General features: G+C 64.0%; 13 protein-coding genes. 12 read left to right on the top strand and 1 reads right to left on the bottom strand.

The window, feature by feature from the left end:
• Positions 1-250 precede the first annotated feature (250 nt).
• From GIB19_RS04460 to GIB19_RS04405, 12 genes are all read left to right on the top strand, one after another.
• Positions 251-556, top strand: a complete 306-nt coding sequence (locus tag GIB19_RS04460) for a hypothetical protein (protein ID WP_027594870.1) — start codon at positions 251-253, stop codon at positions 554-556.
• Positions 557-604: 48 nt separating this feature from the next.
• Positions 605-1156 carry a YbhB/YbcL family Raf kinase inhibitor-like protein gene (locus GIB19_RS04455; RefSeq protein ID WP_274883825.1) on the top strand — a complete coding sequence of 184 codons (552 nt, stop codon included), beginning with the start codon at positions 605-607 and terminating at the stop codon, positions 1154-1156.
• 564 nt (positions 1157-1720) lie between these two features.
• Positions 1721-2782 carry a 3-deoxy-7-phosphoheptulonate synthase gene (locus GIB19_RS04450; RefSeq protein ID WP_274883824.1) on the top strand — a complete coding sequence of 354 codons (1062 nt, stop codon included), beginning with the start codon at positions 1721-1723 and terminating at the stop codon, positions 2780-2782.
• A 79-nt stretch (positions 2783-2861) separates the two neighbouring features.
• Positions 2862-3143 carry a peptidylprolyl isomerase gene (locus GIB19_RS04445; protein WP_027594867.1) on the top strand — a complete coding sequence of 94 codons (282 nt, stop codon included), beginning with the start codon at positions 2862-2864 and terminating at the stop codon, positions 3141-3143.
• Between the two features lie 127 nt (positions 3144-3270).
• A complete protein-coding gene (locus GIB19_RS04440) occupies positions 3271-5106 on the top strand; it encodes an extracellular solute-binding protein (RefSeq protein WP_274883845.1) in 1836 nt (611 codons plus the stop codon).
• A complete protein-coding gene (locus tag GIB19_RS04435) occupies positions 5103-6161 on the top strand; it encodes a microcin C ABC transporter permease YejB (RefSeq protein ID WP_027594865.1) in 1059 nt (352 codons plus the stop codon). Before GIB19_RS04440 ends, GIB19_RS04435 begins: the two co-directional genes overlap by 4 nt.
• Complete coding sequence (locus tag GIB19_RS04430) at positions 6161-7177, top strand: ABC transporter permease (RefSeq protein WP_274883821.1); 1017 nt, start codon at positions 6161-6163, stop codon at positions 7175-7177. Before GIB19_RS04435 ends, GIB19_RS04430 begins: the two co-directional genes overlap by 1 nt.
• Before the next feature lie 140 nt (positions 7178-7317).
• Positions 7318-8088: a 3-hydroxybutyrate dehydrogenase gene (gene hbdH / locus GIB19_RS04425; RefSeq protein WP_274883819.1), complete on the top strand. Its 771-nt coding sequence runs from the start codon at positions 7318-7320 to the stop codon at positions 8086-8088.
• Positions 8089-8145: 57 nt separating this feature from the next.
• The gene (gene eco / locus GIB19_RS04420; RefSeq protein WP_274883818.1) at positions 8146-8625 is read left to right on the top strand and encodes a serine protease inhibitor ecotin; all 480 of its coding nucleotides are present in this window, start codon (positions 8146-8148) and stop codon (positions 8623-8625) included.
• Positions 8626-8769: 144 nt separating this feature from the next.
• The gene (locus tag GIB19_RS04415; RefSeq protein ID WP_274883817.1) at positions 8770-10728 is read left to right on the top strand and encodes an acetoacetate--CoA ligase; all 1959 of its coding nucleotides are present in this window, start codon (positions 8770-8772) and stop codon (positions 10726-10728) included.
• 36 nt (positions 10729-10764) lie between these two features.
• Positions 10765-11040, top strand: a complete 276-nt coding sequence (locus GIB19_RS04410; RefSeq protein WP_009686637.1) for a peptidylprolyl isomerase — start codon at positions 10765-10767, stop codon at positions 11038-11040.
• 146 nt (positions 11041-11186) lie between these two features.
• Entirely contained in the window at positions 11187-13520 is a 2334-nt protein-coding gene (locus GIB19_RS04405; protein WP_274883807.1) for an autotransporter family protein, read from the top strand.
• Here the strand turns inward: GIB19_RS04405 and GIB19_RS04400 are convergent.
• Positions 13517-14140, bottom strand: a complete 624-nt coding sequence (locus tag GIB19_RS04400) for a LysE family translocator (protein ID WP_027594859.1) — start codon at positions 14138-14140, stop codon at positions 13517-13519. The two genes, GIB19_RS04405 and GIB19_RS04400, sit on opposite strands and share 4 nt — an antisense overlap.
• Positions 14141-14200: the final 60 nt, after the last annotated feature.

Below are 14200 nucleotides of genomic sequence, written 5' to 3'. Positions count from 1 at the left end.
TGCAAGGTACCGGCCAGCGCATGCCGAAACCCGATAACCCCACCCCGGTAGGAGCAGCCTTGTGCTGCGAAGAGGCCAGTGATAACAGCGAAGATCTGTTGTGTGGTCACCGGCCTCTTCGCAGCACAAGGCTGCTCCTACACAGAAAAGGCGTGCTCCTGGCCTCTGGTGACCACCCGTCGCCCAGAGGGCACCGCGCCGCCCTGCTCCAGCCAAACGAATGACAGATCATCCGCACTGGAGATTCATCATGATCCGCATTCGCCCCCTTTCGCTGTGCCTGGCCTTAGCCCTGGGCGCCATCACTGGCACCAGCTTCGCTGCCACCGAACCCACCAATACCGACAGCCGCCCACAAACCGACCAGTCTGGCGGCAAGACCGCAGGTGACGGAAGCAGCGTCAACAGCCCCGGCAGCGGCCAGGACAACGACAGCAGCAACACCGGCACCGATGCCGCAGACGGCGCCAGCGGCGGCTCCAACAGCACCGGCGAAGCCACAGGCTCCGGTGCCGGCTACGATGGCGGCACCGCTGAGGACCAGGACAGCCGTTGAGGCTCGGCTGGACTACACTGCGCTCCATTGCCCTGCCAAGGAGTTGCCATGAACGCCATACCCTGGCTGCTCGCTGCCCTGCTGCCTTTCAGCGTACTGGCCGCCGGGCCAGGCTCTGGCGCATTGTCGATCAGTTCTTCCTCCTTCACCGACGGTGGCGTGCTCGCCCTGCAACAGGTCGGGCCAGACCCGGCCTGCGGCGCAGGTGAAGAACGCACCCCGCAACTGAGCTGGGACAACCTGCCCGCCGGTACGCGCTCGCTGGCGCTGGTGATGTTCGACCCCGATGGCGGCAAAGGCCTCGGGGTGGTGCACTGGGTCGCCTACAACATCGACCCGGGCCTGGATGGCTTGAAAGAAGGCGTGGCCGGGCTGACCAGCCCTGCCGTGACGGTGGGGCGCAACTCCCGCGGTACCGCCAGCTACCGAGGCCCATGCCCGCCCGCCGGGGACAACCCGCACCACTACGCGCTGACGTTGATTGCAACCGACCTCGAACCCGGCATCCTGCCAGCAGACCTGGACCGCAACGGGCTGCTGCAGTTGCTCCAAGAGCATGCCTTGGGCGCACAAACCCTGGTGGGGCGTTACGGCGATTGAATGAGTCATTGCCACCCATTACCGACAATGATCAACGTCACAGCATTTACCTATTGAACGCCGCGCCTGATCTGAAGTAAGCTCGGGCTCATTCACTGGAGAGCAACATGCCGAAACGCACCTGCAATCACGCCAACCACACCGGTCGCACCCTGCGCTCTGTGCTGGCCGTTGCCGGTCGCAAGGCCCCTGCCAGCTTTTATTTTGGGTATTGGTTTAGCCACTAGGCGCCGCTGATACCCACACGGCGCCCACTTTCGAGGGGCCGCCGAACATGAGAATACTCAAACCCCCGGTCGGCTCCCCGACCGGGGGTTTTGCTTTTCAGGCCTTTGAACATTACCGATTTACCTTGAGGACAGATTCATGAACTACGCCACTTATTACTGCGCAAACACCTATGCCTGGCGATTTAGCCAATCCCGTTCGGGCCAGCCTGCCGCCTCCGTTCGGTCCTTCAAGGGTGGCAACGCTGCAGCCAACACACCTACAACGATCTGTCGAACACCTCGATAGGGCCGACGACGCGGGCCAGAACCCGCCGTCCGCCCAGGGAAAAACGCCATGCAAGCCTCGAACCTCGCCCTGCCCCTGAACCAACCGCAAGCTGCCAATACGACCGTCAGCCAGCGCCTGCCAAGCCCCCACCTGCTCAAGCAGCAAATGCCGCTGTCCGCTGAGCTCACCCAGCAAGTCCATGCCCACCGCCAGGCCATCCGCGCCATTCTCGAAGGCCGCGACGAACGCCTGTTGGTAGTGGTAGGCCCCTGCTCGATTCACGACCCTCGCTCGGCCCTGGAATACGCCGACCGCCTAGCCGCGCTGAGCCGCGAAGTGGATGACAAGCTGCTGCTGGTGATGCGCGCCTACGTCGAAAAACCCCGCACCACGGTGGGCTGGAAAGGCCTGGCCTACGACCCGCACCTCGATGGCAGCGATGACATGCACGCCGGTATCGCCCTGTCGCGCGGCCTGATGCTGAATATGATCGAGCGCGGCCTGCCCATTGCCACCGAGCTGCTGCAGCCGATGGCCGCGGGCTACTTCGACGACCTGCTGGGCTGGGCCGCGATCGGCGCACGCACCACCGAGTCGCAGGTGCACCGTGAAATGGTCAGTGGCCTGGAACTGCCTGTGGGCTTCAAGAATGGCACCGACGGCGGTATTGGCATCGCCTGCGACGCCATGCGCAGCGCCGCGCACCCGCACCGCCATTTCGGCATGGATGCGCAGGGCTACCCGGCCATCATCGAGACCCTGGGCAACCCCGACACCCACCTGGTGTTGCGCGGCGGCCATAAAGGCCCGAACTACGATGCCACGAGCATCGCCCAGGCCCGCCAGGGGTTGGCCCAGGTGGGGTTGCAGGCGCGGATCATGGTCGATTGCAGCCATGCCAACAGCGGCAAGGACCCAGCGCAGCAGCCCGCGGTATTCGAGGACGTGCTGGCACAGCGCGTGGCCGGTGACCGTTCGATTGTCGGCGTGATGATCGAAGGGCACCTGTTCGATGGCTGCCAGTCCCTAGGCAAAGGCGCACTGAAGTACGGCGTGTCGATCACCGATGGCTGCCTGGGTTGGGCGTCAACAGAAACCCTGTTGCGCGAGGCGGCACAAAAACTGTAGGAAGCCGCTAGCAAGCCTTGCGAGACATTTCCCGAACAAGTGCGCTAGGCTTGCGTTTTTACCCTAAGGAGCAGTACCCATGGCACGTGCCACCGCCCGCCACATCCTGGTCAGCAGCGAAGACAAATGCAACGAACTGAAAGCCCAGATCGAAGCTGGTGCCGATTTCGCCGAAGTCGCCAAGGCCAATTCCACCTGCCCATCCAGCCGCCAAGGCGGCGACCTGGGCTCGTTCGGCCCGGGCCAGATGGTGCGTGAGTTCGATACCGTGGTCTTCAGCGCGCCGCTGAACGTTGTCCAGGGCCCGGTGAAAACCCAGTTCGGTTATCACCTGCTGGAAGTGACCAGCCGTCAGGACTGATACCAGGTTGTTCCTCTGGAACGACTCAGCCTCTGTAGGAACAGCCTTGCGCTGTGAAGTGGCCCGGCCGGGCAATTTCGTTGACCGTGCTGACGCCTTCGCAGCACAAGGCTGCTCCTACAAGGGCTTGTATCGCCTGGGCTGGCTGGTTTTGTTTCTGTGCTTTTCCGTCAACACCCACGCTGCACCCACCCACGCGTTGACCGTCTACGGCGAAGCCCCCCGCTACAACCAAAACTTCCACCATTTCGACTACACCAACCCCAACGCCCCCAAGGGCGGCATATTGCGCCGCTCGGCCATGGAGATTGGCCAGTTCGACCATGTTCTGCCGTACATCGACAAAGGCATCGGCGTCAACGAAGTCGATGGTTGGCTGTACGCGCCATTGGCCGTGCGCTCATTCGATGAACCCTACACCGTCTACGGCCTGATTGCCCGGCGCATGGAACGTGGCCCGGACGATGCCTGGCTGCGCTTCGAGATCGACCCTCGCGCCACCTTCGCCGACGGCAAGCCGGTGCGCGCCGAAGACGTGCGCTTTACCTTCGAGCTGCTGATGAGCAAAGGCAGCCTCAAATACCGCACCCAGTTCGCCGAGGTCGCTGGGGTAACCGTCGAAGGCCCGCATCGCGTGCGCTTCGACTTCAGGCAACCCCATGGCCGCACCCTGCCCTTGGACTTGGCCAGCCTGCCGGTGCTGCCCGAGCATGACTGGCAACAACGCGATTTCGCCAACGGCGCCGGCTTCGGCAAACCGGTCGGCAGCGGCCCGTACCGCATCGGCCAGATCGACAATGGCCGCAGCATCAGCTTTGAACGTGACCCAACCTGGTGGGCCAAAGACCTCCCTGCCAGCCGTGGCCGCTACAATTTCGACACGTTGCGCATCGAATACTTCGGCGACACCGAAGTGGCGCGGCAGGTGCTAAAAGGGGGCGGCTACGATTACAACCGCGAGTTTTCCGCCACGGCCTACACCCTCGGCTACAACGGCGCGCAGCTGGACGACGGCCGCCTGCAGCGCGCGCACCTGGGCCCGGCCAAACCGCAGGTTGCCCAAGGTTATGTGTTCAACCTGGACAAGCCGCCGTTTCGCGACCGCCGCGTGCGCCAGGCGCTGGGCATGCTCTGGGACTACGAGTGGAGCAACCGGCAGATGATGCGCAACCTCTACATCCGCCAGCAGAGCGTGTTTTCCAACACCCCACTGGCCGCCCGCGCATTGCCCGACGCCAGCGAACTCGAACTGCTGGAGCCGTTGCGCGGCAAGGTGCCGGATGAGGTCTTCGACCGCGTGTTCACGGCCCCGGTCACCGATGGCACGGGCATCATCCGCACGCAACAGCTGCAAGCGTTAGCCTTGTTGCAGCAAGCCGGCTGGCACCCCGAGGGTGACCGCCTGGTGAACGCCCAAGGCGAGCCGCTGGAATTCACCTTCCTCAACGGCCAGGCCGGCCTGGAGCGCCTGCTGCTGCCGTGGAAGCGCAACCTGGCGCAGATCGGCGTCACCCTGAACATCCGCAATGTCGACTCGGCCCAATACGTCAACCGCCTGATGGCGCGTGACTACGACATGATCGTGACCGGCTACCCGGTCACGCTGTCGCCGGGGGCCGAGCTGTACAACTACTTCGGTTCGGCAGCGGCCCACGACCCCGGCTCGAACAACCTGATGGTGCTCCAGGACCCTGCAGTGGACAGCCTGATCGACGGCCTGGTACGCGCCAGCACGCAAGCCGACATGCTGCGCCATGCCCATGCCCTGGACCGCGTGCTGCAGTGGAACTACTACTGGATCCCCAACTACTACCCGCCCGGCAGCTCCACGGCCTGGTGGAACCGCTTTGGCTTGCCCAAGGTTCAGGCCACCTATGACGAAGGCCTCGACACCTGGTGGGAAGTCAGCCCTACCCCGCTGACCAACGCGCAGATGGCCGAACGCCTGAAGGCCTCACCATGACGGCCTATATTCTGCGGCGCCTGTTGCTCATCATCCCCACGCTGCTGGCGATCCTGCTGGTCAATTTCGCGATCGTCCAGGCGGCGCCTGGTGGCCCGGTGGAGCAAGCGGTGGCGCGGCTGCAGGGTATCGGCGGCGGCGCACCAGGCGCCCGGGCCGAGGTGGCGCATGGCGAGTCACGGGCCACCCGCGGCCTGGACCCCAAGCTGATCGAGGCGATCAAACACCAGTACGGTTTCGATAAATCAGCCCCCGAGCGCCTCTGGCTGATGCTGAGCCAGTACGCCCGGCTCGACTTCGGCCAGAGCTTCTTTCGTGGGGCCAAGGTCACCGACCTGATCCTCGACAAGCTGCCGGTCACCTTGTCGCTCGGCTTCTGGGCCACGCTCATCACCTACCTGGTTTCTATCCCCTTGGGCATCCGCAAGGCAGTGCGCCATGGCAGCCGCTTCGATGCCTGGAGCAGCGCACTGATCGTGATCGGCTACGCCCTGCCCTCGTTCCTGTTCGCCCTGTTGCTGATCGTGCTGTTCGCCGGCGGCACGTCGCTGAACTGGTTCCCGGTGCGCGGCCTGGTGTCGGAAAACTTCGACCAACTCAGCCTGCTGGGCAAGGTCGCCGACTATTTCTGGCACCTGGTGCTGCCGGTCGGCGCACTGGTGATCGGCGGCTTCGCCACCCTGACACTGCTGACCAAGAATGCATTCCTTGACGAGATCTCCCGCCAGTACGTGGTCACCGCCCGGGCCAAGGGGCTGAGCGAGCGGCGCGTGCTGTACGGCCACGTGTTGCGCAATGCCATGCTGCTGGTGGTGGCCGGGCTGCCCCAGGCACTGATCACGGTGTTTTTTGCAGGCTCGCTGCTCATCGAAGTGATCTTCTCCCTCGATGGCCTTGGCCGGATGAGTTACGAAGCCGCCGTGTCGCGTGACTACCCGGTGGTCTTCGGCACGCTGTTCATCTTTACCCTGGCGGGTTTGTTGATCCGTCTGATCGGCGATGTGTGCTACACCCTGCTAGACCCGCGCATCGACTTCGACACGAGGGCCAACTGATGCTCTCGCCCGTGTCGCGCCGCCGCCTGCAACGCTTTCGCCGCAACCGCCTCGGCTGGGTATCGCTGTGGCTGTTCGCAGCGCTATTGCTGCTGAGCTTGGGCGCAGAGTTGGTGGCCAACGACAAGCCCTTGCTGCTGGGTTACAAGGGCGAGCTGTACACCCCGGCGCTCAAGCGTTACACCGAACAGCAGTTCGGCGGCCAATTGCCGTTCCAGCCAGATTACCGCAGTGCCTACGTGCGCCAGTTGATCGAGGGCCAGGGCGGCTGGATGCTGTTCGCCCCCATCCCCTTCAGTGCCGACACCCCTAACTACGACCTACAAGTGCCCACCCCCAGCCCACCCAGTACCAGCAATTGGCTGGGCACCGACGACCAGGGGCGCGATGTGCTGGCCCGGGTGCTGTACGGCACCCGAGTGTCGCTGCTGTTCGCCTTTGCCCTGACCGTGGTCAGCGTGCTGATCGGCGTGACGGCCGGAGCTTTGCAGGGCTACCACGGCGGCTGGGTCGACCTGCTGGGGCAGCGCTTGCTGGAGGTCTGGTCGGGGTTGCCGGTGCTGTACCTGTTGATCATCCTCAGCGGCTTCGTCGAGCCTGATTTCTGGTGGTTGTTGGGGATCATGGCGCTGTTCTCGTGGCTGGCCCTGGTCGATGTGGTGCGCGCCGAGTTCTTGCGCGGGCGCAACCTGGAATACGTCAAAGCCGCGCGGGCGCTGGGCCTGCCAGACAGCCAGGTGATGTTGCGGCACATTCTGCCCAATGCCATGAACGCCACGCTGACCTATGTACCGTTCATGTTGACCGGGGCCATTACCACCCTGACTGCGCTGGACTTCCTGGGCTTCGGCATGCCGGCCGGCAGCGCCTCGCTGGGCGAACTGGTGACCCAGGGCAAGCAGCACCTGGAGGCGCCCTGGCTTGGCTTTACTGCGTTTTTCGCGTTGGCGGTGATTCTGTCGCTGCTGGTATTCATCGGCGATGCGCTGCGCGAAGCGTTCGATCCACGTGGTTAATGCACGACCCCTGTAGGAGCAGCCTTGCGCTGCGAAGAGGCCAGTGAAAACCCTGTAAATCTTAGCTGCTTTCACCGGCCTCTTCGCAGCACAAGGCTGCCCCTACAAAAATACCCACAACCTGCACTGGGAGCATTCGCATGACCCTCAAAGGCAAGACTGCACTCGTCACCGGTTCCACCAGCGGTATCGGCCTTGGCATCGCCCAGGTGCTGGCCCGTGCCGGGGCCAACATCCTGCTCAACGGCTTTGGCGACCCGGCGCCGGCCATCGCCAGCATTACCAGCCACGGCGTGAAGGCTATCCACCACCCCGCCGACCTGTCGGATGTAGCGCAAATAGAGGCCCTGTTCGCCGTGGCCGAGCATGAATTCGGCGGTGTCGACATTCTGGTCAACAACGCCGGTATCCAGCACGTGGCGCCGGTCGAGCAATTTCCCGTGGAGAGCTGGGACAAGATCATCGCCCTCAACCTGTCGGCGGTGTTCCATGGCAGCCGCCTGGCCCTGCCCGGCATGCGCGCGCGCAACTGGGGGCGGATCATCAACATCGCTTCGGTGCACGGGCTGGTCGGTTCGACCGGCAAGGCCGCCTACGTGGCGGCCAAGCATGGCGTGGTGGGCCTGACCAAGGTCGTGGGCCTGGAAACGGCCGCCAGCAATGTCACTTGCAACGCCATCTGCCCGGGCTGGGTGCTGACCCCGCTGGTGCAAAAGCAGATCGACGACCGCGCCGCCAAGGGTGTAGACCCGCAGCAGGCACAACACGACCTGTTGGCCGAGAAGCAGCCTTCGTTGGCCTTCGTCACCCCCGAGCACCTGGGCGAGCTGGTACTATTTCTGTGCAGCGAGGCCGCAAGCCAGGTCCGTGGTGCCGCCTGGAATGTCGACGGTGGCTGGCTGGCCCAGTGAGGGCCGGCCACGACCTGGCAATGGTCTTGCACCCTTTTCAACTGCAAGGAGGCCTACATGCGCCCACGCCCACTGTCCGCGATCCTGACCTTGACCCTGGCTGCCGCCGCCCCGGCGATGGCTGCCAGCTTGAAGGATGTCGCGCCCTATCCCGAGGCGGAAAAAGGCTTCACCCGGCAGGTCATCCACCTGCCAGCCCAGGCTGACGAGTCGGCCTATAAACTGGAAATTCTCGCGGGCAAGACGCTCAAGGTCGACTGCAACCGCCAACGCCTGGCGGGCAGCCTCGAAGAACGCACGCTCGAAGGCTGGGGCTACAGCTACTACCGCCTGGACAAGGTCGGCGGCCCTGCGAGCACCCTGATGGCCTGCCCGGATGGCAAGAAGACCGATGCGTTCGTGCCGGTGGTCGGCGAAGGCTTCATGCTGCGCTACAACAGCAAGTTGCCAGTGGTGGTGTATGTGCCCAAGGACGTCGAGGTGCGCTACCGCGTGTGGTCAGCCTCGCAAGACGTGCAGAAGGCTAAAGTGGAATAAGAAGCTCGCATCACGCTGACAGGTAGGAGCAGCCTCGCGCTGCGAAGAGGCCAGTAATAGCAGCGAAGATTTACTGTGTTTTCACTGGCCTCTTCGCAGCGCAAGGCTGCTCCTCCCCCCTCCCGCAACCACTGGAGGTTCGCCATGAACGACGTACTCTGGAGCCCCTCCACAGCGCAGATCGAGGCCAGCCGGATGGTTGCGTTTCGCCGCTGGGTCAACCTGCGCTACAACCTCGAGTTAAACGACTACCAGGCACTGCACCGCTGGAGCATCGAGCAGCGCTCAGCCTTCTGGCAGAGCCTTGCCGAGTACTTTCACGTTAACTGGCACCAACCACCGAGCCACGTGCTGCGCGAAGGCCCGCAAATGCCCGATGCCCAGTGGTTCAGCGGCGCCACCCTGAACTACGCCGAACACCTGCTGCGCCGGCGCGACGACCGCCCGGCATTGATCGCCGTACGCGAAGACGGCCTGCGCCGAGTGCTGAGCCATGCGCAGTTGGCCGCCGAGGTCGCGGGGCTGCAACGGGCGTTCGAGGCCTGCGGTGTGAAACCGGGCGACCGCATCGCTGCCATCATGCCCAACACCTGGGAAACCCTGGTCGCCATGCTGGCCTGCGCCAGCCTCGGCGCAATCTGGTCCAGCGCTTCACCTGAGTTCGGCGTGCACGGCATCATCGACCGATTCGGCCAGATCAGCCCCAAATTGCTGATCGTCTGCGCCGGTTACCACTATGCCGGCAAGGTCATCGATCAGGTCGACAAGGTCAACCAGGTCTGTGCCCAATTACCAGGCCTTGAGCAACTGATCGTGGTACCCCATACCCGCACCGGGACCCGCGCCGACGAATTCCACGCGTCCCGTGTCGACCTGTGGGAGGGCTTTTTCCAGCCCGGGGGCATGCCTCGATTCACCCCGCTGCCGTTCGATCATCCGCTGTGCATCCTCTACTCCAGCGGCACCACCGGCGTACCCAAGTGCATCGTCCACCGCGCCGGTGGGGTGCTGCTGCAGCACCTCAAGGAACACGGCCTGCACAATGACCTCAAGGCCGATGATGTGCTGTTCTACTACACCACCTGCGGCTGGATGATGTGGAACTGGCTGGCCAGCGGCCTGGCTGTAGGTGCCACACTGGTGCTGTATGACGGCTCGCCCTTCCACCCCGGGTCAGCGCGGCTGCTGGACTTGATCGATGCCGAGGGCATCCATGCCTTCGGCACCAGCGCCAAGTACCTGGCTGCACTCGAACAGGAAGGCCTTGAGCCTGCCGCCACGCACCGCCTGACCAGCTTGCGCCTGCTGCTGTCGACCGGCTCGCCACTGTCGCCGCACAGTTACGATTACGTTTACCGCAAGATCAAGGCCGATGTATGCCTGGCCTCCATGTCCGGTGGCACCGACATCGTCGCCTGCTTCGTGCTGGGCAACCCGACGCTGCCGGTGCATCGCGGCGAAATCCAGTGCAAGGGGCTGGGCATGGCGGTGGAGGTCTGGAACGCGCAACGCCAGAGCGTGTATGACGAAAAGGGTGAGTTGGTGTGCCTGCAGCCGTTTCCGTCCATGCCGCTGGGCTTCTGGCACGACCCCGATGGCAGCCGCTACCACGCGGCCTACTTCAGCCAGTTTCCGGGGGTCTGGGCGCAGGGCGACTATGCCGAGCAGCGCGCCAGCGGTGGCCTGATCATCCACGGCCGCTCCGATGCCGTGCTCAACCCTGGCGGGGTGCGCATTGGCACGGCAGAGATCTACCGCCAGGTGGAGAAGGTCGAAGAGGTGCTGGAAAGCGTCGCCATCGGCCAGGACTGGCAAGGCGATGTACGGGTGGTGCTGTTCGTGCGCCTGCGCGACGGCCTGCAGCTGGATGACGCCTTGCGCCAACGCATTCGCCAGGTGATACGCCAGTACACCACGCCGCGCCATGTGCCTGCGGTGATTGCCCAGGTCAACGACATACCGCGCACCATCAGCGGCAAGCTGGCGGAGCTGGCGGTACGTGATGTGGTTCATGGCCTGCCGGTGAAAAACACCGACGCCCTGGCCAACCCGGAGGCGCTGGAGCAGTTTCGCGACCACAACGCGCTGCACAATGAGGCATAATGGCGCCCTTTTTTTACCCCGAAGCACAGGTGTCCCATGAAAGCTCAAGCCCGCCACATCCTGGTCAAGACCGCTGACGAAGCCGAAAAGCTCAAGCAGCGCATCGCCAATGGCGAGGCCTTCGACGTGCTGGCGAAAAAGTTTTCCACCTGCCCGTCGGGCAAGCGCGGCGGTGATCTGGGTGAGGTACGGCCCGGCCAGATGGTCGGCGCCATCGACCAGGTCATCTTCAAAAAGCCGCTGCGTGTGGTGCATGGACCGATCAAGAGCAAGTTCGGCTACCACCTGGTGCAAACCTTCTACCGCGACTGACAGCGTCAGGGTGGCAACAGGCCACCTAGCATTATTGCCAGTTGTTCAACGTCAGGCCTTTCCCTACAACTCAGGCAGGACCGAGGTGGTGCACCTAAGCGCCGCGTCAGGTAGTGGTCCCCCTCTGAGGCCCCGGAGACCTGCCGATGCGTTATCACCGCCTGCTTGCCCCTGCCGCGTTGCCACTGCTCGTACTGCCGACGCTTGGCTACCCTGATTCACTGACCGTCTTGCCGGGCGACAGCCTGGGGGCGATCTCGCAAACCCAACAGGTCGATACCTTCACCATGCGCGGGGGCACGGTCCAGTCGCTGAACCAGGGCCAAGGGTTCGATAATTTCACAATGTCGGGCGGGCGCATTATCGGTGCGTTCGAGGATGGCGATCATGCAATCTTTTCGGGCGGCCAGATAGGCCGAGTCGACTTGAAGCTCGCTGACAACTACTTCGAAATGTCCCAGGACACCGTCGTTGCAACCAAGATTGACGGCAACCTGGTGAGCGGCTTTGGCAACGACACGATCCTGCTGCGCGGGGGCTCGATTGACGGCAATATCAGCACCAGTGGCGGCCAGGACCGCATTACCATCAGTGGTGGTTCGCTCAAGGGGAATGTGCTGGCCAGTGCCGGCAACGACACCTTCACGTGGTCCGGCGGCAGCATCGGCGGCCGGGTCGATATGGGTATTGGCGATGACTCCGCGACAATTGACAGCCTCGATGCCAAGGCCTTGGACATCAACATCGACGGCGGCGCTGGCAATGACACCCTGGTGTTCAACCGCAGCCAGGTGACGCGCGGGGCGTTGTACACCAACTGGGAATCCGTGGCGTTGACCAACGCCAGCCGATTCACCCTTGACGATACCCTCACCTTGGGCGACCTAGGCACCGACACCCTCCCCGCGACCGGTACAGGCAGCTTCACAATCGATGCGAGCAGCGCGCTGATCGCACGCCAAGGCAGCATCGTGAGTATCCAGAACGGGAACAAGGTGTCGGTCGAAAACGCCGGCACGATAGACCTGTCACGGGGCAACGATGCCCAGGGGCGCCTGAGCATTCAAGGCGATTACACCGGCAACAACGGCACCCTGCGCGTGAACAGCGTGCTGGCCGGGGATGGCGCGGCCTCCGACCGCCTGGTCGTCAGCCGCGGGGTTATCGCTGGCAGCACTGGCCTGCTGGTCAATAACCTGGGTGGCGCAGGCGCGCTGACCACACAAAACGGTATCCAAGTGGTCGAAGCCCGCGAAGGCGCTGTCAGCCGGAACGACGCTTTCGTACAGACCCAGACGCTTTCGGTCGGTGCCTACGACTATCGCCTGTTCAAGGGTGGTATCACGGCCGGCAGCGAAAACAGCTGGTACCTGCGCTCGACCTTAGTCGCCCCGCCCGCTCCGGCGCCGGCACCGCAGCCCGGCGAGCCACCCGTGATCGAACCGGCAGCGACCCCGCCTGTGGTTGCGGCGGCGCCCGGGCAAGCTGAACTGCCTGCGCCCGTGCAGGGCAAGCCCTTGGCGCTGTACCGCCCCGAGGTCCCGGTGTACGCCGCTACCCCCAGAGGCGCCGCAATCATCGCCCGCCAAGCGTTGGGTACCTTTCACCAGCGCCAGGGCGACCAGCAGTTGTTGGCCGGCCAAGGCGGGCTCCCCGCCAGCTGGGGCCAGGCCTACGGCGGCACGCTGCGCCAGCAATGGACCGGCACGGTCAGCCCCAGCCTGGACGGTGACCTATATGGCTTCAAGGTCGGCCAGGACGTGTATGCCAAGGTCAATGACAGCGGCTATCGCCAACAGGTCGGCGTGTATGTCAGCCACAGTCGCCTGGACGCCGACGTCAAAGGGTTTGCCCTGGCCGTACAAGACCGCAGCGTCGGTGACCTGAAGCTCGATGGCGACAGCGTCGGCGCTTACTGGACACTGGTCGGGCCGCAGCGCGGGTACCTCGATGCCGTGCTGCAGTACACCGACCTGGATGGCCGGGCGCGCTCGCACCGTGGTGACAAGCTGAACATCAGTGGCCATGCCTGGACAGCGTCACTGGAGTCCGGCTACCCCATCGTCCTGTCGCAACGCTGGGCCGTGGAGCCACAAGCCCAGTTGATCGCCCAGAAGGTCTCGCTGGACACCGCCCGAGACAGCGCCTCGCGCGTCAGCCATGACGCCGAGGTTGAACTGACCGCGCGCTTGGGTGCGCGCCTTGAAGGCACCTTCACGGGCACCCGTGGACGCCTGCTGCAACCCTATGCGCAGGTCAACCTGTGGCACGGCGACGGTGGCCGCGACACGCTGACGTTCGATGACCTCGACACGATCAAGACCGACTACCGCTACACCTCGGTGCAACTTGAAAGCGGTGTGGTCGCGCAAGTGAGTGAAGCGCTTAGCCTGCACGGCGGCGTGCAGTACAGCGTCAACCTGGACAGCCGCCAGCAGGAAGCCAGCGGCGTGAACCTGGGTGTGCGCTGGCAGTTCTAGCGGCGCGCTGCCAGCAGACCGAGGCCAGCGCAGCCCAGCAAGGAGGCGCTGACCCGGTTGAACATCCGACGCGGCCCAGGCTGGCTGAACCAGCGCTGCATATAGGCGCCAAGGCCCGCATAGATGGCGATGGCGGCCCACTCCAGCAGCAGGAACAGCACCCCCAACCACAAGAACTGCTCACTGACCGGGGTAGCACCACCGACCGAAACGAACTGCGGCAGGAAGGCCGTGAAGATCAGGATCGCCTTCGGGTTGCCCGCCGCCACCCAGAACTCTTGCCGCGCCAGGCGCCAGGTGCCGCGCGGGTGATCACCCGCCACCACGGCTTCACCAACAGGGGCCCGCCACAACTGCCAGGCAATGTAGAACAGGTAGGCGGCACCGATCACTTTGATGGCGAGGAACAGGTATTCACTGGTATGCAGCACCACCGCCAGGCCCATGGCCGCCAGCGCAATCATGCCGCTGAAAGCAACAATGCGCCCGCCACCGGCCACGCAGGCCGTGCGCAGGCCGTAGCGGCTGGCATTGTGCAACGACAGCAGGTTGTTGGGCCCGGGCGCCATGTTGAGGGCGAAGCACGCGGGGATGAACAGCAGCAAACTGGCAAGATCCATTATTATTGTCCTCTGACATCAAGCGCTTATTTCGACCGCAGACGCGCACAGGGTCAAGTT

The sequence above is a fragment of the Pseudomonas sp. ITEM 17296 genome, from assembly GCF_028895205.1.
Lineage (GTDB): Bacteria > Pseudomonadota > Gammaproteobacteria > Pseudomonadales > Pseudomonadaceae > Aquipseudomonas > Aquipseudomonas kermanshahensis.
The sequence above is the reverse complement of the archived record's forward strand: the minus strand, read 5'-3'. Positions and strand labels throughout refer to the sequence as shown.